This is a genomic window from Kocuria sp. LUK (assembly GCF_021012935.1).
Taxonomy (GTDB): domain Bacteria; phylum Actinomycetota; class Actinomycetes; order Actinomycetales; family Micrococcaceae; genus Kocuria; species Kocuria flava.
In genome coordinates this window covers 71,390-89,794 of sequence record NZ_JAJMZI010000005.1, presented here as the reverse complement: position 1 = coordinate 89,794, position 18,405 = coordinate 71,390, and the positions used below count along the sequence as shown (strand labels likewise).

General features: G+C 73.9%; 16 protein-coding genes and 5 tRNA genes. 14 read left to right on the top strand and 7 right to left on the bottom strand.

The window, feature by feature from the left end:
- Nucleotides 1-169: 169 nt before the first annotated feature.
- The 4 genes from LQU92_RS10390 to bcp form a co-directional block, all read right to left on the bottom strand.
- Nucleotides 170-1,654, bottom strand: coding sequence for a malate:quinone oxidoreductase (locus LQU92_RS10390; protein WP_230780514.1), 1,485 nt, complete (start codon nucleotides 1,652-1,654; stop codon nucleotides 170-172).
- Between the two features lie 116 nt (nucleotides 1,655-1,770).
- Nucleotides 1,771-3,417 carry an ABC transporter substrate-binding protein gene (locus LQU92_RS10385; protein WP_230780511.1) on the bottom strand — a complete coding sequence of 549 codons (1,647 nt, stop codon included), beginning with the start codon at nucleotides 3,415-3,417 and terminating at the stop codon, nucleotides 1,771-1,773.
- 76 nt (nucleotides 3,418-3,493) lie between these two features.
- Nucleotides 3,494-3,580: transfer RNA gene (locus LQU92_RS10380), tRNA-Leu, on the bottom strand.
- Between the two features lie 44 nt (nucleotides 3,581-3,624).
- Nucleotides 3,625-4,098, bottom strand: coding sequence for a thioredoxin-dependent thiol peroxidase (gene bcp / locus LQU92_RS10375; protein WP_058859137.1), 474 nt, complete (start codon nucleotides 4,096-4,098; stop codon nucleotides 3,625-3,627).
- 306 nt (nucleotides 4,099-4,404) lie between these two features.
- On the opposite strand from bcp, the gene LQU92_RS10370 reads away from it, so the two are divergent.
- Nucleotides 4,405-4,926: a MarR family winged helix-turn-helix transcriptional regulator gene (locus LQU92_RS10370; protein ID WP_101852095.1), complete on the top strand. Its 522-nt coding sequence runs from the start codon at nucleotides 4,405-4,407 to the stop codon at nucleotides 4,924-4,926.
- Nucleotides 4,927-5,233: 307 nt separating this feature from the next.
- Here LQU92_RS10370 and LQU92_RS10365 read toward each other — a convergent pair.
- Nucleotides 5,234-5,306 (bottom strand) — tRNA-Lys (locus LQU92_RS10365).
- Between the two features lie 451 nt (nucleotides 5,307-5,757).
- On the opposite strand from LQU92_RS10365, the gene LQU92_RS10360 reads away from it, so the two are divergent.
- The 11 genes from LQU92_RS10360 to LQU92_RS10310 all read left to right on the top strand — a co-directional run bounded on the left by LQU92_RS10360 (nucleotide 5,758) and on the right by LQU92_RS10310 (nucleotide 16,305).
- Nucleotides 5,758-7,650, top strand: coding sequence for an acetolactate synthase large subunit (locus LQU92_RS10360; RefSeq protein WP_230780509.1), 1,893 nt, complete (start codon nucleotides 5,758-5,760; stop codon nucleotides 7,648-7,650).
- 3 nt (nucleotides 7,651-7,653) lie between these two features.
- The gene (gene ilvN / locus LQU92_RS10355; RefSeq protein ID WP_058859134.1) at nucleotides 7,654-8,163 is read left to right on the top strand and encodes an acetolactate synthase small subunit; all 510 of its coding nucleotides are present in this window, start codon (nucleotides 7,654-7,656) and stop codon (nucleotides 8,161-8,163) included.
- Nucleotides 8,164-8,258: 95 nt separating this feature from the next.
- Nucleotides 8,259-9,284, top strand: a complete 1,026-nt coding sequence (ilvC, locus tag LQU92_RS10350) for a ketol-acid reductoisomerase (RefSeq protein WP_058859133.1) — start codon at nucleotides 8,259-8,261, stop codon at nucleotides 9,282-9,284.
- A 129-nt stretch (nucleotides 9,285-9,413) separates the two neighbouring features.
- Nucleotides 9,414-10,976, top strand: a complete 1,563-nt coding sequence (gene metG / locus LQU92_RS10345) for a methionine--tRNA ligase (protein ID WP_230780507.1) — start codon at nucleotides 9,414-9,416, stop codon at nucleotides 10,974-10,976.
- Between the two features lie 88 nt (nucleotides 10,977-11,064).
- The gene (locus tag LQU92_RS10340) at nucleotides 11,065-12,141 is read left to right on the top strand and encodes a 3-isopropylmalate dehydrogenase (RefSeq protein ID WP_230780505.1); all 1,077 of its coding nucleotides are present in this window, start codon (nucleotides 11,065-11,067) and stop codon (nucleotides 12,139-12,141) included.
- Between the two features lie 112 nt (nucleotides 12,142-12,253).
- On the top strand, nucleotides 12,254-13,363 hold the full coding sequence (locus tag LQU92_RS10335) for a branched-chain amino acid aminotransferase (RefSeq protein ID WP_112254918.1): 1,110 nt from the start codon (nucleotides 12,254-12,256) through the stop codon (nucleotides 13,361-13,363).
- Nucleotides 13,364-13,438: 75 nt separating this feature from the next.
- Nucleotides 13,439-14,212: a fumarylacetoacetate hydrolase family protein gene (locus tag LQU92_RS10330; protein WP_058859129.1), complete on the top strand. Its 774-nt coding sequence runs from the start codon at nucleotides 13,439-13,441 to the stop codon at nucleotides 14,210-14,212.
- A 53-nt stretch (nucleotides 14,213-14,265) separates the two neighbouring features.
- Entirely contained in the window at nucleotides 14,266-15,780 is a 1,515-nt protein-coding gene (gene gltX, locus LQU92_RS10325; protein WP_230780503.1) for a glutamate--tRNA ligase, read from the top strand.
- 109 nt (nucleotides 15,781-15,889) lie between these two features.
- A tRNA-Gln gene (locus LQU92_RS10320) sits at nucleotides 15,890-15,961 on the top strand.
- A 23-nt stretch (nucleotides 15,962-15,984) separates the two neighbouring features.
- Nucleotides 15,985-16,057 (top strand) — tRNA-Glu (locus tag LQU92_RS10315).
- Nucleotides 16,058-16,229: 172 nt separating this feature from the next.
- Nucleotides 16,230-16,305: transfer RNA gene (locus LQU92_RS10310), tRNA-Glu, on the top strand.
- Between the two features lie 74 nt (nucleotides 16,306-16,379).
- Here LQU92_RS10310 and LQU92_RS10305 read toward each other — a convergent pair.
- Nucleotides 16,380-16,811, bottom strand: a complete 432-nt coding sequence (locus tag LQU92_RS10305) for an OsmC family peroxiredoxin (protein WP_112255433.1) — start codon at nucleotides 16,809-16,811, stop codon at nucleotides 16,380-16,382.
- 270 nt (nucleotides 16,812-17,081) lie between these two features.
- Here LQU92_RS10305 and LQU92_RS10300 point away from each other — a divergent pair, with 270 nt between their 5' ends.
- Nucleotides 17,082-17,531 carry a hypothetical protein gene (locus LQU92_RS10300; protein ID WP_101852101.1) on the top strand — a complete coding sequence of 150 codons (450 nt, stop codon included), beginning with the start codon at nucleotides 17,082-17,084 and terminating at the stop codon, nucleotides 17,529-17,531.
- 52 nt (nucleotides 17,532-17,583) lie between these two features.
- Entirely contained in the window at nucleotides 17,584-17,841 is a 258-nt protein-coding gene (locus LQU92_RS10295) for a hypothetical protein (protein ID WP_058859125.1), read from the top strand.
- Here the strand turns inward: LQU92_RS10295 and LQU92_RS10290 are convergent.
- Nucleotides 17,742-18,392 carry a GNAT family N-acetyltransferase gene (locus tag LQU92_RS10290; protein ID WP_058859124.1) on the bottom strand — a complete coding sequence of 217 codons (651 nt, stop codon included), beginning with the start codon at nucleotides 18,390-18,392 and terminating at the stop codon, nucleotides 17,742-17,744. The two genes, LQU92_RS10295 and LQU92_RS10290, sit on opposite strands and share 100 nt — an antisense overlap.
- Nucleotides 18,393-18,405: the final 13 nt, after the last annotated feature.

Sequence of the window (18,405 nt, the reverse complement as noted above, 5' to 3'; positions counted from 1 at the left end):
GGCGGCAGGCAGGGCGCCCGGTGCGGGACCGGGCGCGGACGCGTCCCAGCGTAGCGCTCCGCCCCGACAGCCCCGCGGCCGGGGAGGCTCCCGGGGACGACGACGGGGCCCGGACCGCGCGGCCCGGGCCCCGTCGGGCACCCGCCGCGGGCGCGGCGGGGCGGGGCGGTCAGCCGATGCCGAGCACCCGGGCGGTGTGGCCCGTGACCTCGTCGGCCAGCTGCGGGTTCTCGTCGAGCTTGACCCCGTAGGAGGGCACGAGCTCCTTGAGGCGGGTCTCCCAGCCGGGCATGCGCGCCGGGAAGGCCTTGGCGAGCAGGTTGAGCATGATCGGCACGGCCGTCGAGGCGCCGGGGGAGGCCCCCAGCAGGCCGGCGATGGAGCCGTCGGCGGCGGTGATCAGCTCGGTGCCGAACTGCAGCACCCCGCCCTTCTTCGGGTCGCGCTTCATCACCTGCACGCGCTGGCCGGCCTCCACGAGCTCCCACTGGGAGCCGTCGGCGGTGGGGTAGAACTGCTGCAGCGCCTCGACGCGGTCGTTCTTGGACTTCGCGAGCTCGCTCAGCAGGTACTTGACGAGGTCGAGGTTGGCCAGGCCCGCCCGGGTCATGGGGTAGAGGTTGTGGGCCTTCACGGAGCGGGGCAGGTCCAGGAACGAGCCCTGCTTGAGGAAGTTCGGCTTGAACCCGCCGTAGGGGCCGAAGAGCAGGGCCCGGCGGCCGTGCTCGAAGCGGGTGTCCAGGTGCGGGACGGACATGGGCGGGGCGCCCACGGAGGCCTGCCCGTAGACCTTGGCGTTGTGCTGGGAGGCCACCGCCTCGTCGGTGTTGCGCAGCCACAGCCCGGAGACGGGGAAGCCGCCGAAGCCGCGGACCTCGGGGATGCCCGACTTCTGCAGCAGCGGCAGGGCGCCGCCGCCGGCGCCCACGAAGACGAACCGGGCCCGCACCAGGCGGTCGTCCTCCTTGTTGAGCCGGTTGCGCACCCGAGCGATCCAGGTGCCGTCGCCCTGGCGGTCGAGGTCCACGACCTGCTGCCCGTACCGGACCTGCCCGCCGCGGGAGACCAGGTGGGCGACCTGCTGGCGGGTGAGCTCGCCGAAGTCCACGTCCGTGCCCTCGGGGGACCACGAGGCGGCCACGCGGCCGGCGCCGCGGCCGTGCATGGTCAGCGGCGCCCACTCGGCGATGCGCTCGCGGTCCTCGGTGAACTCCATGCGCTCGAAGAGCTTGTGCGGCTTGAACGCCTCGTGGCGGCGGCGCAGGTACTCGGCGTGGTCGTCGCCGAAGACGAGCGACATGTGCGGGACGGGGTTGAGGAAGGTGCGCGGGTCCTGCAGCTTGCCCTCGGAGACGAGGGTGGCCCAGAACTGGCGGGAGACCTGGAACTGCTCGTTGATGCTCAGGGCCTTGGCCGGGTCCACCGAGCCGTCGGCGGCCTGCGGGGCGTAGTTGAGCTCGCACAGGGCGGAGTGACCGGTGCCGGCGTTGTTCCACACGTTCGAGCTCTCGGCGCCGACCTGGTCGAGGCGCTCCAGCAGGGTGATGTCCCACTCCGGCTCGAGCTCCTTGAGGAACACGCCGAGGGTGGCGCTCATGATCCCGCCGCCGATGAGCAGGACGTCGGTCGATTCCGTGGTCTGAGGTGAAGTCACAGTTCGTTGCTCCCGTTGAACGACCGGCGCCGCGGTGCGCCGGTGGTGGTCGGCACTCACCCTAGCGCCCGGCCCGGACGATTCCCGAATGCGCGCCGCCCGCCGCCCGGGGGCGCTCAGCCGCCGTCCCCGGCCGGCTCCGCCGGGGAGGCGCTCCCGGTGCCGTCGGGGCCCGCCGGGTGCAGGCGCACGTCGTTGAACTCCTCGTAGCCCGTGGAGGTCAGCGGGAACGAGGCCACCGAGCCGGCCACGGCCACGGCGGAGACCGGGTGGGCCAGGGGGACGGCCGGCAGCAGCCGCGTCACGCGGTCGTTGAGCCGGGCGTAGGCGCGGGCCCGGGCCTCGCCGTCGGGCATCGCCGCGGCGTCGTCCACGGCGGCGAACAGGGAGGGCCGGTCCAGGCCGAACTCGCCGTGGGCGGCGCCGAAGAGCGGGGCCATGAAGTAGTCGGGGTCGCGGTGCCCGCCGTTCCAGCCCAGCAGGTGCAGGGCGTGGTCGCCGTCGGGGTTCTGGACCTTCTCGACGTAGCCGTCCGACCACGCCACGGGAACGGGCTCGACCGTGAACCCGGCCCGCACCAGCTGCGCGGCGATGTCGGCGTAGACCTTCTCCGGCTCCTGCATGTAGGGCCGGGAGGTCTCGCGCGGGTAGTAGAACCGCAGCGGCTCGCCGTCGTAGCCGGACTCGGCCAGCAGCTCCCGGGCCCGCTGCGGGTCGTAGGCGGGCAGGGCGGCCTCGGTGCCGTCCATGGCGAAGCGGGCCGGGAGGAAGTCGTCGGCCACCCGGGTGCCGTCGGGGTAGTGCTCGCGCACGATCATCGACCGGTCCACGGCGGCCGCGAGCGCGGTGCGCACCTGCGGGTCGTCGAGCGGCGGGACGGCCTGGTTGATGCCGAGGTAGGAGACCGAGTAGGGGTCGCGCTGCAGCACCTGGATCCCGTGGCGGGCGAGGGGGACGAAGGACTCCAGCCCGACCTGGTCGTAGCCGTCGACCTCTCCCCGCCGCAGGGCCACGTAGCGCAGCTGCGCCTCGGGGACGGTGCGGAACTCGAGCGTGCCGATCTCGCCGAGCTCGCCCCAGTACCCGTCGTGCGCGCGCAGCACCAGGTGCCGCCCGTCCCCGGACTCGTAGCGGAACGGTCCCGTGCCCACCGGGTGGGTGCCCTGGGTGCCCGCGGCCAGGGCCGCGGGGGAGGCGATGCCGAAGGCGGGCTGGGTCAGCGCCCGCAGCGTCGGGGTGTGCCGCCGGGCCAGGTCCAGGGCCACGGTGCCGGGGTCCTCCGCGGTGCAGCCCTCGTACACCGGGTCCGTGCCGGGGGTGTTGGTGCGGAAGACCGTGTCGAAGGTCGTGCGCCCGGCCCCGGCGCCCAGGCCGGCCCACCGCTCGAAGTTGGCGCACACGGCAGCGGCGTCGAGCACGGTGCCGTCGTGGAAGCGCACGTCCCGGCGCAGCTCGAAGACGTAGCTGCGCCCGTCCTCGGAGACCTCCCACGAGGTCGCCAGCGCGGGCACCGGTTCGCCGGTGGACGGGTCGGCCCCCACGAGCCCCTCGAGGACCTGGGCGGCGATCCGCGAGGTCTCCAGGGTGCTCGGCAGGGCGGGGTCCAGCGTGGGGGCGGCGGCGGCGTTGGCGAAGACGAAGCGGCGCTCGGGGACGGCGGCCGCGTCGTCGGGCTCCTCCGCCCCGGCGCAGCCCGCGAGCGTGCCCAGCGCCGCGACGAGGAGCAGGGCGGCCGGGCCGCGGGGGGAACGCCAGGGGATCATCGGGTGCTTCGCCGCCTCGCGGGAACTCGGTGGTGGGACGGTGCCGGGCGCCGCGGGCCCGGCGGGCCCGCGGCGGTGGTGCGCGAGGCGGGACTCGAACCCGCACGCCGGTCAGGGCACAGGAACCTAAATCCTGCGTGTCTGCCAGTTCCACCACTCGCGCCGGGGCCCCGGCGGGCCCCCGTCATCCTAGCGCCCGTGCCCGGCTCAGGGCTGGAGGCCGAGGTCCCGGCGCAGCTTCGCGACGTGGCCGGTGGCGCGCACGTTGTACTGGGCGAGCTCGACGGTGCCGTCGGGACCGACCACGACCGTGGAGCGGATGAGCCCCTCGTAGGTCTTCCCGTAGTTCTTCTTCTCCCCCCACGCCCCCCAGGCCTCGGCCACGGCGTGGTCGGGGTCGGAGAGCAGCGGGAAGTCCAGGGACTGCTCCTCGGCGAAGCGGGCCAGGGCCTCGGGGGCGTCCGGCGACACGCCGAGCACCGCGAAGCCCTCGGCGGTGAAGCGGGCGAGGCTGTCGCGGAAGTCGCAGGCCTGGGTGGTGCACCCCGGGGTGGAGGCGCGCGGGTAGAAGTAGACGATGGTGCGCCGGCCGTGGTGCTCGGCCAGCGAGACGGGCCTGCCCGTGGCGTCGGGCAGGGTGAAGTCGGGGGCCGGCCGGCCGGGTTCGAGGCGTGCTGCCAAGGGGGTCCTCCGCGGGGTCTCGGGCGGCGTGCGGCGCCGCGCAACGGGTCGTGCTCCGCACCCTACCGGCCCCGCGGCTGCCCCGGCGCGCCCACCGCGGGCGCCCCGGGGCGGCCCCGGCGCCCCTCCTCCGGTGCGCCGCGGCGGGGGAGCGGGGGAGGTCCGCCCGCGCCCCGGGACGCGGGCCGGACGGCCCGCCCGGGAGCCCGGGTCGGCGGGGCCGGGGCGTTCACGGGCGGTGAAACAATCCTAAGGTTGCTTAGCAGGGTGCTGATTTGCGACTGATGAATCGGTAGACTGCTGGCCATGCCTTTCACCACTCAATGGCCGACCAACCGACTGCTCTCCACCGCGGCCCGGCTCGTGGAGCACGCGTGGAACGAGCGGCTGGCCTCCCTCGGCGTCACGCACGCCGGGGTCATGGCCCTCGACGTCCTGCGGACGGCGGGGAGCATGACCCAGGCCCAGCTGGCCCACCGCGTGCGCGTCCAGGCCCAGACCATGGGCAAGACGCTCCACCGCCTCGAGCTGCACGGGCACGTGACGCGCTCGAAGAACGTGCGCGACCGGCGCAGCCACCTCGTGTCCATCACCCCCGAGGGCCAGCGGGTCCTGGAGGCCGCCACCCAGCTCGAGGACGAGCTCGTGGGCGACGGCCTGCTGACCGACGAGGACCTGCGGCGCACGCTCGCCGACATCATCACGACGCTGGGCGGGGCCCGCTGGAAGCTGCGCGTGCAGCCGGACGGGACCGTCACCGACGCCGGCTCGCCCGACGCGACGACCCCCGAGGAGGTCCGCGGGGCCGCGGCCGACCCGGCCTCCTGAGCGCGGCCCGCCGCCCCGTGGCCGCCCCGCGGGCGGGGCCGGGGCGGGCCGGCGGCGTGGTGGGGGACCTCCGCGGTCCCGAAGGGCAGCCCGGGGCGCCACAGGCGTCCCGGGTTCTTCTGCGCCCCGGGTCGGTCGGGGGCTGCGCGGCGACGGCCCTCCCGTCCGGGTCCGGGCGACCCCCGGGGCGGAGCGGGATCCTGGCTGCAGCGGGGCCCTGCTCGGGGCCGGGCCGGGGGCTCGGCCGGCTGCGGGCACGACGACGACGGGCCCCTCACCGATCTCGGTGAGGGGCCCGTCCGGCGGGTGCGCCCCCTGGGACTCGAACCCAGAACCCATTGATTAAGAGTCAATTGCTCTGCCAATTGAGCTAGAGGCGCTCTCTCGTGCGGCAAGAAGACTAGCACGCCCCGGTCCCGGACCGAAATCCGGGCGGGTGCCGTGCCGGGCGGCCGTGACCGCCGCTGCCTGCGCAACGAGAGACCACTCTACGCACGCCCGCCGCGGCTGTCCACCCGGGGCCCGTCCCGGCGGGGGCGGGCCCGCGGTGGCCGCATGCCGGGTGGCCCGTCTCACATCCTGGGACGGGGCGTCCGGCAATTGACACGCCCGTCCGCGCCGCGGAGCATGGGACCATGCAGCTCAGCCACGGTGTCGTCCAGCTCACGGTACGCGTCCTCGTCGGACGCGGGGCCTGAGCCGGCGCACGGCCGAGCGCACGGGCCCCGTCGCACCCCCGGTGCAGCGAGGGCCCTTTTTCCTGCCCGACCGCTCCGGGACCCAGGTGCCGGAGCCGGGACGGAACCGCCGAGAACACGAAGGACTGCTGACATGAGCAAGGGACAGCCGATCAGCCCGGCGCTGATGGCCACCAAGCGCGCGGAGACCGCCGCGGACCACCGGCCCCCCGGGGCCCCGGAGCCGGCCGTCCCCGCCGCCCCGTCCGTCATGGGGCCGGGCAACACCGTGGCGCCCGTGGAGATGACCGGCTCGCAGGCCGTCGTCCGCGCCCTCGAGGAGCTGGGCGTCACCGACGTCTTCGGCATCCCGGGCGGGGCGATCCTGCCGACCTACGACCCCCTGATGGACACGGAGCGGATCAACCACATCCTGGTCCGGCACGAGCAGGGCGCCGGCCACGCCGCCGAGGGCTACGCCCTGGCCTCCGGCCGGGTGGGCGTGTGCATCGCAACCTCCGGCCCGGGGGCGACGAACCTCGTGACCGCCATCGCCGACGCCCACATGGACTCGATCCCCGTGGTGGCCATCACCGGGCAGGTCTCCTCCAAGGTCATCGGCTCGGACGCCTTCCAGGAGGCGGACATCGTCGGCATGACGATGCCGATCACCAAGCACTCCTACCTCGTGACCCGCGCCCAGGACATCCCGCGCGTGCTCGCCGAGGCGTTCCACCTGGCCTCCACCGGCCGGCCCGGCCCGGTGCTCGTGGACATCGCCAAGGACGCCCAGCAGGACACCATGACGTTCTCCTGGCCCCCGCGCATGGAGCTGCCCGGCTACCGGCCCGTCACCCGCGGGCACGCCAAGCAGGTCCGCGAGGCCGCCCGGCTCATCGCCGCGGCGCAGCGGCCCGTGCTCTACGTGGGCGGCGGGACCGTGCGCGCCGAGGCCGCCGCCGAGCTCAAGGAGCTCGCCGAGCTCACGGGCGCCCCGGTCGTGACCACGCTGACCGCCCTCGGCGTCTTCCCCGAGTCCCACGAGCAGCACCTGGGCATGCCCGGGATGCACGGCACGGTCCCGGCCGTCTACGCCCTGCAGCAGGCCGACCTGCTCGTGACCCTCGGCGCCCGCTTCGACGACCGCGTCACCGGGCACCTGCCGACCTTCGCACCGACCGCCAAGGTGATCCACGCGGACATCGACCCGGCCGAGATCTCCAAGAACCGCACCGCCGACGTCCCGATCGTGGGCGACGTCAAGGAGATCATCCCCGACCTGGTCGAGGCCGTGCGCCAGGAGACCGAGCGTGCCGGGACCCCGGACCTCTCCGCCTGGTGGAGCACCCTCAGCAGCCTGCAGGCCACCTACCCCCTGGGCCACACCCGGCCCGCCGACGGCCTCGGCTCCCCGCAGCACGTCATCGAGCGGCTCTCCGCGCTCACCGGCCCCGAGGCCGTGTACGTGGCCGGGGTGGGCCAGCACCAGATGTGGAGCGCCCACTTCGTGGACTACGAGCGGCCCCGCCAGTGGCTGAACTCCGCCGGCCTGGGCACGATGGGCTTCGCCGTGCCGGCCGCGATGGGCGCCAAGGTCTCCCAGCCCGACCGCGTGGTGTGGGCCATCGACGGCGACGGCTGCTTCCAGATGACCAACCAGGAGCTCGCCACCTGCGTGATCAACCGGATCCCCATCAAGGTGGCGGTGATCAACAACTCCTCGCTGGGCATGGTCCGCCAGTGGCAGACCCTGTTCTACGACGGCCGGTACTCGAACACCGACCTCAACACGGGCCACGACACCGTGCGCGTGCCCGACTTCGTCAAGCTCGCCGAGGCCTACGGCTGCGCCGCCCTGCGCTGCGAGCGCGACGAGGACGTCGACGACGTCATCCGCCGTGCCCTCGAGATCGACGACCGCCCCGTGGTGATCGACTTCGTGGTCTCCGCCGACGCGATGGTGTGGCCCATGGTGCCCGCCGGCGTGTCCAACAGCCAGATCCAGATCGCCCGCAACATGACTCCCGACTGGGACGAGGAGGACTGACCCGTGAGCCGACACACCCTCTCCGTGCTGGTCGAGGACAAGCCCGGCGTGCTGACCCGCGTCGCGGGCCTGTTCGCCCGGCGCGCCTTCAACATCGACTCGCTCGCCGTGGGCCCCACCGAGCTCGACGGCGTCTCCCGCATCACCGTGGTGGTGGACGCCGAGGGCGAGCTGCTCGAGCAGGTGACCAAGCAGCTGAACAAGCTGATCAACGTCATCAAGATCGTCGAGCTCACCCCCGAGTCCTCGGTGCAGCGCGACCACATCATGGTCAAGGTGCGCGCCGACGCCGCGACCCGGCTGCAGGTCAACCAGGCCGCAGACCTGTTCCGTGCCACCGTTGTCGACGTCTCCACCGAGTCGCTCGTCATCGAGGCCACCGGCGCCCCCGACAAGCTCCGCGCGCTGCTGGACGTCCTGGAGCCCTTCGGGGTCCGGGAGATCGTCCGGGCCGGTACGCTGGCCCTCGGACGCGGACCGAAGTCGATGAGCGACCGCGCCCTGCGCCACTGACCGCCCCGCGGTCGGCGCGGGCGCCGGACCGCACGTTCCCACCCCACCCGCGGCGGAGGACCCGCCGCGCCCACCTGCTCCAAGGAGACAACCCCATGGCAGAGATCTTCTACGACGACGACGCCGACCTGTCGATCATCCAGGACCGCTCCGTGGCCGTCATCGGCTACGGCTCGCAGGGCCACGCCCACGCGCTGAACCTGCGCGACTCCGGCGTGGACGTGCGCATCGGCCTGGCCGAGGGCTCGACGTCGCGCGCCAAGGCCGAGGCCGAGGGCCTGCGCGTGCTCACGGTCGCGGAGGCCGTCGAGGAGTCCGACGTCGTCATGATCCTCACCCCCGACCAGGTCCAGCGCCACGTCTACGCCGAGTCGATCGCCCCGAACCTCAAGGACGGCGACGCGATCTTCTTCGCCCACGGCTTCAACATCCGCTACGGCTACATCGAGGCCCCCGAGGGCGTCGACGTCGTCATGGTCGCCCCCAAGGGCCCGGGCCACACCGTGCGCCGCGAGTTCGAGGCCGGCCGGGCCGTGCCCGCGCTCGTCGCCGTGGAGAAGGACGCCTCCGGCCAGGCCCTCGCCCTCGGCCTGTCCTACGCCAAGGCCATCGGCGGCACCCGCGCCGGCGTCATCAGGACCACCTTCACCGAGGAGACCGAGTCCGACCTCTTCGGCGAGCAGGCCGTGCTGTGCGGCGGCATGTCCCACCTGGTCCAGTACGGCTTCGAGACCCTCGTCGAGGCGGGCTACCAGCCGGAGATCGCCTACTTCGAGGTGCTGCACGAGCTCAAGCTCATCGTCGACCTCATGGTCGAGGGCGGGATCGCCAAGCAGCGCTGGTCCATCTCCGACACCGCCGAGTACGGCGACTACGTCTCCGGCCCCCGCGTGATCAGCCCGGCCGTGAAGGAGAACATGAAGGCCGTGCTGGCCGACATCCAGGACGGCACCTTCGCCAAGCGCTTCATCGAGGACCAGGACGCCGGGGCGCCCGAGTTCCGGAAGCTGCGCGAGAAGGAGGAGCAGCACCCGATCGAGGTCACCGGCCGCGAGCTGCGCAAGCTCTTCGCCTGGACCTCGCCCGACGCCGACTACGTCGAGGGCACCGCGGCCCGCTGAGCCGCCCGTCCCGCCCCGAGGGGCCGCGGAGGGCACGGGACGCCCCGTGCCCGCCGCGGCCCCTCGCCGCGTCCGGGCCCGGACGGGCCCGGCGCCCGCGCGTCGCGGCGGATCGGTAGAGTGGAGGCCGTGACTTCCTCCGACCGCACCCCGTACTACATCACCACGGCCATCTCGTACCCCAACGGCGCCCCGCACATCGGCCACGCCTACGAGGTCATCGCGACGGACGTGCTGGCCCGGTTCAAGCGGCTGGACGGCCACGACGTCCGCTTCCTCACCGGCACGGACGAGCACGGGCAGAAGATGCAGCAGACCGCGGAGCGGGAGGGGCTCACCGCCCGGGAGCTCGCCGACCGCAACGCCGCCCGCTTCCGGGCGATGGACGACGCCCTGAACATCTCCTACGACCGGTTCATCCGCACCACCGATCCCGACCACTACGCCGCGTCCGCGGCGATCTGGAAGCGCATGGAGCAGGCCGGGGACATCTACCTCGGCACCTACGCCGGCTGGTACTCGGTGCGCGACGAGGCCTACTACGCCGAGGAGGAGACGGAGGTCGGCGAGGACGGTGTCCGCCGCTCGACCGGCACGGGCACCGAGGTCACCTGGACGGAGGAGCAGTCCTACTTCTTCCGCCTCTCCGCCTACCAGGACCGGCTGCTGGAGCTCTACGAGCGCGAGGGCTTCGTCTTCCCCGAGACCCGGCGCAACGAGGTCGCCTCGTTCGTGCGCTCGGGGCTGTCCGACCTCTCCGTCTCGCGCACGACCTTCGACTGGGGCGTGCCCGTGCCCGGCGACCCGGACCACGTGATGTACGTGTGGGTCGACGCCCTGACGAACTACCTCACCGGTGTGGGCTTCCCCGACACCGACGGCGAGCTGTTCCGCACCTACTGGCCCGCCGACGCCCACGTGATCGGCAAGGACATCGCCCGCTTCCACGCCGTGTACTGGCCGGCGTTCCTCATGTCCGCCGGGCTGCCGCTGCCCCGGAGGGTCTTCGCCCACGGGTTCCTGTTCAACCAGGGCGAGAAGATGTCGAAGTCCGTCGGCAACGTCATCGACCCGCACGCCCTCGTGGCCGAGTACGGTCTCGACCAGCTGCGCTTCTTCCTGCTGCGCGAGGTGCCCTTCGGCCAGGACGGCAGCTACTCCCACGACGCGATCCGCAACCGGATCAACTCCGACCTCGCCAACGACCTCGGCAACCTCGCCCAGCGCTCGCTGTCGATGGTCGCCAAGAACTGCGCCGGGCGGGTCCCCGGGCCGGGGGCGCCCACGGCCGAGGACCGGGAGCTGCTCGACGCGGCCGCCGGGCTGCTCGAGCCGGTGCGCGCCGCCTTCGACGAGCAGCAGTTCCACCGCGCGCTCGAGCTGATCTGGCGCACCGTCGCCGACGCCAACCGCTACTTCACCGCCATGGAGCCGTGGAAGCTGCGCAAGACCGACCCGGAGCGGATGGCCACGGTCCTGTGGACCACCCTCGAGGTGGTCCGCACCGTGGGCGTGCTGGTCCAGCCGGTCATGCCGGACTCCGCCGCGCGCCTGCTGGACCTGCTCGGCCTGCCCCAGGGCCCGGCCCGCGACTTCGCCGCCCTCGGCGAGCGACTGGCGCCGGGCACCGAGCTGCCGGCCCCGCAGGGCGTCTTCCCGCGCTACGAGGAGCCCGCCGCGCTGCGCTCCTGACCCGCCACCGGCGCCCGCCGGTGTCCGCCATGCGAGACGACCGTCCGCACCGTGGAGGAAGGGGGCCGGGCGCTCCTATCCTGGCGGCATGACCGAACAGCGCGCCGCAGCAGCCCCCGACCACCTGAGCATCGCCGTCGTCCCCGGCGACGGCATCGGCCCGGAGGTCGTGGCCGAGGCCGAGAAGGTCCTCGACGCCGTGACCTCCGCCGCGGGCGTCACCGTGGCCAAGGAGCGCTTCGGCCTCGGCGCCGAGCACTGGCTCGCGACGGGGGAGACCCTCACGGACGAGACCCTCGATCGGCTGCGCTCCTTCGACGCCATCCTCTTCGGCGCCGTCGGCGCCGCGCCGGGCGACCCCCGCGTGCCCTCCGGGATCCTGGAGCGCGACGTCCTGCTGCGGCTGCGCTTCGCGCTCGACCACTACGTCAACCTGCGCCCCTCGAAGCTCTACCCCGGCACCACGAGCCCGCTGGCCCGGCCCGGGGAGATCGACTTCGTCGTGGTGCGCGAGGGCACCGAGGGCCCCTACGCGGGCAACGGCGGCACGCTGCGCGCCGGCACGGACGCGGAGATCGCCACCGAGGTCTCCCTCAACACCGCCCACGGCGTGCGCCGGCTCGTGCGCTACGCCTTCGAGCTCGCCGCGCGCCGCGAGCGCAAGAAGCTCACGCTCGTGCACAAGCACAACGTGCTGGTCAACGCCGGACGGCTCTACGCCCGGCTCGTCGAGGAGGTCGGCGCGCAGTTCCCGCAGGTCGAGGTGGACTACCTGCACGTGGACGCGGCGACGATCTTCCTGACCACCGATCCGGCCCGCTTCGACGTGATCGTCACCGACAACCTCTTCGGCGACATCCTCACCGACCTGGCCGGGGCGGTCACCGGCGGGATCGGCCTGGCCCCGGCCGGCAACATCAACGCCGACCGCACCGCCCCGTCGATGTTCGAGCCCGTCCACGGCTCCGCGCCGGACATCGCCGGGCAGCAGAGGGCGAACCCGGTGGCCGCGATCCTGGCCACCGCGATGATGCTCGACCACCTCGGCCACCCCGCGCTGGCCGCCAGGGTGGAGGCCGCCGTCGAGCGGGACCTCGCCGCCCACGGGAACGAGCAGCGCACCACGGCCCAGGTGGGCGACGCGGTCGTCGCCGCCCTGGGCTGAGCCCCGCGCCCCGCCGCACCGCCGCCGGCGCGGCGGGGGATAGGCTGGGGGCGAACGACAAGCTACGCCCCGCGTGCCGGTCGCCACGGGGTCGACCTCGCAGGGAGACGCAGTGACCACTCAGCCCACGACCTTCGCCCACCACCTCACCCAGGACCCCGTCCCGGAGGAGGTCCGGGCGGCGATCCTCGCCGACCCGGGCTTCGGCACGAACTTCACCGACCACATGGTCAAGATCGACTGGTTCGGCGACGTCGTGGCGGGCACCGGCCGCTGGAACGACCCGCGGATCGAGCCCTACGGGCCCCTCGTGCTGGACCCCGCGGCCGCCGTGCTCCACTACGGCCAGGAGATCTTCGAGGGGCTGAAGGCCTACCGGCACGCGGACGGGTCCGTGTGGACCTTCCGCCCCGAGGCCAACGCCGCCCGCCTCAACCGCTCCGCCCGCCGCCTCGCCCTGCCCGAGCTGCCCGAGCAGCTCTTCCTCGACTCCCTCCGGGAGCTCGTGGCCGTGGACGAGCAGTGGGTGCCGGACGGCGAGGGCGAGTCGCTCTACCTGCGCCCGTTCATGATCGCCACCGAGGCGTTCCTGGGCGTGCGCCCTTCCCGGCAGGTGCTCTACTCGGTCATCGCCTCCCCGGCCGGCAACTACTTCGGCGGGCCCGTGCAGCCGGTCGACATCTGGCTCTCCCGCGACTGGGCCCGCGCCGGCCGCGGCGGCACCGGCGCCGCCAAGTGCGGCGGCAACTACGCGGCCTCGCTGATCGCGCAGATCGAGGGGGAGGCCCACGGGTGCCAGCAGGTGCTCTTCCTCGACCGCGACCGCGGGGACGCCGTCGAGGAGCTCGGCGGGATGAACGTGTTCTTCGTCCACGACGACGGCACCCTCGTGACCCCCGAGCTCACCGGCACGATCCTCGAGGGCGTCACCCGCAGCTCGATCCTCCAGCTCGCCCGCGACCGCGGGCTCACGGTCGAGGAGCGGCGCTTCACCCTCGACGAGTGGCGCGAGGGCTGGCGCAGCGGGCGGATCACCGAGGCCTTCGCCTGCGGCACCGCCGCCGTCATCACCCCCATCGGCCGGCTGGTCAGCACGGAGGGCGCCATCGGCGACGACGACGCCCGGCCCGGGCCCGTCACCATGGACATCCGCCGGCAGCTGCTGGAGATCCAGACCGGCCGCGCCGAGGACCCCCACGGCTGGCTCACCCGCCTCGTCTGAGCCCTGCCCCCGGTGCGGGCCCGCACCCGCACCGGGGGCCGGGACACGGGGCGGCCGTGGGATAGCCTGGGGGACATGCGCATTGCCAGGTTCACGGTCGACAACGAGATCCACTTCGGCACCGTCCAGGGGGAGCCCGGCGACGAGACGGTCACGGCCCTCGCGGGGGACCCCTTCTACACGGGGATCCACCCGACCGGCCGGACCCACCGCCTGGCCGACGTCCGGCTCCTGGCCCCGGTGATCCCCCGCTCCAAGATCGTGTGCGTGGGCCGCAACTACGCCGACCACGCCGCGGAGCTGGGCAACGAGGTGCCGGCCTCGCCGATGCTCTTCCTCAAGCCCAACACCTCGGTGGCCGGCCCCGGCGATCCCGTCACCCTCCCACCGTGGACCGAGGAGGTCTCCTACGAGGCCGAGCTCGCCGTGGTCATCGGGCGGATGTGCAAGGACGTCCCCGTGGAGCGCGTGCCCGAGGTCGTCTTCGGCTACACCTGCGCCAACGACCTCACCGCACGGGACGTCCAGCGCACCGACGGACAGTGGGCCCGCGCCAAGGGCTTCGACGGCGCCTGCCCGCTCGGGCCGTGGATCGAGACCGACCTCGACACCTCCGCCGTGGCCGTGCGCAGCCGCGTCAACGGCACGACGAAGCAGGACGGCAGCACCCGCGACATGGTCTTCGACGTCCCGGCCCTCGTCTCCTACGCCTCCCAGGCGTTCACGCTGCTGCCCGGGGACGTGCTCCTCACCGGCACCCCCGCCGGCGTCGGCCTCGTCGACGAGGGCGACCGCCTCGAGGTCGAGGTCGAGGGCATCGGCGTCCTGCCCACCCTCCTGCGCCGCTGAGGACCCCGGTCCCGCCCCACCCGCTCCCGCCCGCCGATCCCACCGAAAGAGCCATGACTGCACAGCCCCTGACCCCGGCCGTCCCCGATCCCGCCGCCACCCCGGTGCGCGTGCGCTTCTGCCCGTCGCCGACGGGCACGCCCCACGTGGGGCTGATCCGCACCGCCCTGTTCAACTGGGCCCACGCCCGCCACACCGGCGGCACCATGGTGTTCCGGGTCGAGGACACCGACACCCTGCGGGACTCCGAGGAGAGCTACCAGCAGCTGCTCGAGGCGCTGCACTGGCTCGGCATCGACTGGGACGAGGGCGTCGAGACCGGCGGCCCGCACGGGCCCTACCGGCAGTCCGAGCGCCTGGGGATCTACGCGGACGTCACCGCGCGGCTGCGCGAGCACGGCGCCGTCTACGAGTGCTACTCGACCCCCGAGGAGGTCGAGGCCCGCCACCGCGCCGCCGGGCGCGACCCCAAGCTGGGCTACGACAACTTCGACCGGGACCTCACCCCCGAGCAGGTCGCGGCCTACCGGGCCGAGGGCCGCGAGCCGGTGCTGCGCTTCCGGATGCCCGACGAGGACATCGTCGTGACCGACATGATCCGCGGGGAGATCGTGTTCCGGGCCGGGTCCATCCCCGACTTCGTGGTGGTCCGCGCCAACGGCCAGCCCCTCTACACCCTCACCAACCCCGTCGACGACGCCCTCATGGAGATCACCCAGGTGCTGCGCGGGGAGGACCTGCTCTCCTCCACGCCCCGGCAGATCGCCCTGTTCCGGGTGCTCGTGGAGCTCGGCATCGCCACCTGCGTGCCCGAGTACGGCCACCTGCCCTACGTCATGGGGGAGGGCAACAAGAAGCTGTCCAAGCGCGACCCCGAGTCCAGCCTCTTCCACCTCAAGGACAGCGGCTTCGTCCCCGAGGGGCTGCTCAACTACCTGGCCCTGCTCGGCTGGTCGCTGTCCGCCGACGAGGACGTGTTCACCGTCGAGCAGCTCGTGGCCCACTTCGACGTCCACGACGTGCTGGCCAACCCGGCCCGCTTCGACCTCAAGAAGGCCACGGCCATCAACGGCACGCACGTGCGCATGCTCGACCCGCAGGACTTCCGCGACCGTCTCGTCCCGTACCTGCGGGCCGCCGGCGTGGTGGGGGAGAGCCTCGACGAGCGCGAGAACGAGATCCTCGACCGGGCCGCGCCGCTGGTCCAGGAGCGGATGAACCTGCTCGGGGAGGCCCCCGAGCTGCTGTCCTTCCTCTTCGCCGGCGACGACGGGATCGAGATCGCCGACGACGCCCGCAAGCAGCTCAAGGACTCCGCCGGCGAGGTCCTGCGGGCCGCGCTGGCCGCCCTCGAGCCGCTGACGGAGTGGACCGCTCCCGCGCTGGAGACCGCCCTGCGGGAGGCCATCGTGGACGGGCTGGGCATCAAGCCGCGCCTGGCCTTCGGGCCGGTCCGCACCGCGGTGTCCGGACGGCGGATCTCCCCGCCGCTGTTCGAGTCGATGGAGATCCTCGGCCGGGAGTCCTCCCTGACCCGGCTGCGCGCGCTGGCCGCCGAGCTCGGCTGAGCCGTTCCCGGTCCGCGGCGCCCCCGAGTTGCCGAGTGCCCGGCAGCCCGGTATAGTCTTCTTGCGTTGCGCCGGTCGGTGCGGGAAGCCGCAGGACCGGGGACAGCAGTGGGATATGGTGTAATTGGCAACACTACGGTTTCTGGTACCGTCATTCTAGGTTCGAGTCCTGGTATCCCAGCTCTGCTCCGCCAGGAGCAGGACGGCCCCATCGTATAGCGGCCTAGTACGCCGCCCTCTCACGGCGGTAACGCGGGTTCGAATCCCGCTGGGGTCACCGTCCCGAGAACCCCCGGACCACCACGTGGTCCGGGGGTTCTCGCGCGTCCGGGCCCGGCTCGGGCGGGCGGGCCTCCCGTCCGGCAGGGCCGGCCGGATTCGGCGGCCCGCCGCGGGTCTGCTACAGTGTTCCAGGCCGGTGCGGGGGAACCCCGGGACCGGCACGGCACGGCCCCATCGTATAGCGGCCTAGTACGCCGCCCTCTCACGGCGGTAACGCGGGTTCGAATCCCGCTGGGGTCACCACCACGAGCCCCCGGACCACCAGGTCCGGGGGCTCGTCCCGTTGCCGGGCCGCCCTGCCGGGACGCGGCGGACGCTCAGGCCAGCGCCGCGTCCAGGGTGATGTCCACGGACAGCGCCTGCGAGACCGGGCAGCCGGCCTTGGCCTCCTCCGCGATCCGGGCGAAGTCCTCGGCGTCCAGGCCGGCGACCTCCGCCCGCACCACGAGCCGGATCCCCGTGATGCCCTCCCCGGCCACGAACGTGACCTCGGCGGAGGAGTCCAGGCGGGTCGGCGGGGTGTCGTTGCCCGCGAGCATGTTCGACAGCGCCATCGAGAAGCACGTGGCGTGGGCGGCCGCCAGGAGCTCCTCGGGGCTCGTGCGCTCGCCCGCGCCCTCCTCGGCGCGGGTCTTCCAGTCGACGTCGAACGGGCCCAGGCCCGAGCCCTCCAGGCGCGTGCTGCCCGAGCCGGAGAAGAGGTCTCCGTTCCAGACGGTGCTGGCCGTGCTGACGACGGGTTTCGGCATGGTTCCTCCTGTGGGTCCACGGCACGCGGGCGCTCCGCCTGCCGGCGCCGGTGGCGCTGCCTGTCACGCTAGCCGATGACCGCCCGCCACGCCGGGGCGATGCGGCTCCGCGGCGGGCGCGCAGGACCCGGATCGGCTATCGTGGTGTTCGAACACATGTTCGACGACGGGCGGCGTGGCACCCGCACCGGACCGGCACCGGGTGCTCTGACGGGAACCGGGCACCGGGGGCGCCGGGCCCCGCCGCGAGGATCCAGGAAGGAGGGCGCCGTGGGCCGATCCCTGCGCGTCCCCGCGATCGGGCTGGCCGTGGCCGGACTCCTCCTGGCCGCCGTGCTGTCCGTGGGCACCACCTGGCTCCTGGTGGCCACGGGACGCTGGGACGCGGCCGCCTGGGGCGTGCTGGCGGAGGCCTGGCGGGCGGTCGCGGCGTTCATCCCGGCCGCCGTGGTCCTCGTGGCCTTCCAGGTCTACCGGGCCGACCAGTGGTGGAAGCGGGTCGAGTGGGCCCTCGACGCCGCCTCCGACGACGAGCACCCGGTGCGGCAGCTGGCCGGCCTCACGGCCCTCAACGAGCTGCGCCGCCCCGGGTCGTGGCGCCCGCCGCGGCAGGACGACCGGATGTTCCGCGCCGTGGGGGCGGCGCTGAGCCGCCACCTGGCGCGGCGCTGGGACGAGGACGGCGGCCCGGGCGCGGACACGCGCGGCGGCGCGGAGTAGAGTGGGGGCACAGTCCGTTCCCGTCGGGCTGCCGCCGGAGAGGAGCCTGCCGATGAGCGAGTTCGCGCAGCGAACCGTTCCCGGCGCCGCCTCCCACCGGGCGGCCAAGAAGCGACGGCGCCGGGAGGCCCAGGACGCTCCCTCGCGGGCGGCCGGGGCGGTGCCCGGGGCCGGCCGGGACGGGGCCGTCGAGGTCGGCGGCCGGACGCTCTACCGGGTCACCACCGCGGACGGCCGCGAGGTGCTCGTGGGCTCGAGGCTGCGCCGGGAGATCCTCGAGCAGGCCGCCCGGCTGGCCTCCGGGGACTGAGCCGGCCCGTCACCGGCGGGCCCCGGTGCGGCCGCCGCGCCGTCCGCCGCGGGGCCGGGTGCAGCGGGCACGGGACGGTGCATCACCACGGACTCCAGCGGCCCCGCCGTGCGCTCCCCGCGGGCCGTCAGCAGGCGGAACCCCCTCCGGTCCCAGTGGGCGCGGGCCTCGTGGTGGCGGGCCACGACGGAGAGCATCAGCTGACGGCAGCCGCCGTCCCGCGCCTCCTGCTCGGCGTGCGCCAGCAGGGCGGCGCCGACGCCGGCCCGCCGCCGCCGCGGGTGCACGTGCACCAGCCCGAGGTAGGCCGTCTGCGGCGTGGGCCAGCCCAGCACGCGGTCGAGCAGTCCCACCAGCACGCCGTCGTCGAAGGCCCCGACGAGGGCGTGGCGGTGGCGGCCCGGCCCGTAGCCGGCCGAGGAGAGCAGGTCGTCCGCGTCCGCGGGCACGGGGTCGCGGTCGAAGCACGTGCGGGCGTGGGCGGGGTCGGCCAGCAGGAAGGCCACGACCGCCGCCCGGTCGCCGGGGTCCAGGGCGCGCAGGGTCAGCACCGGGACAGGATAG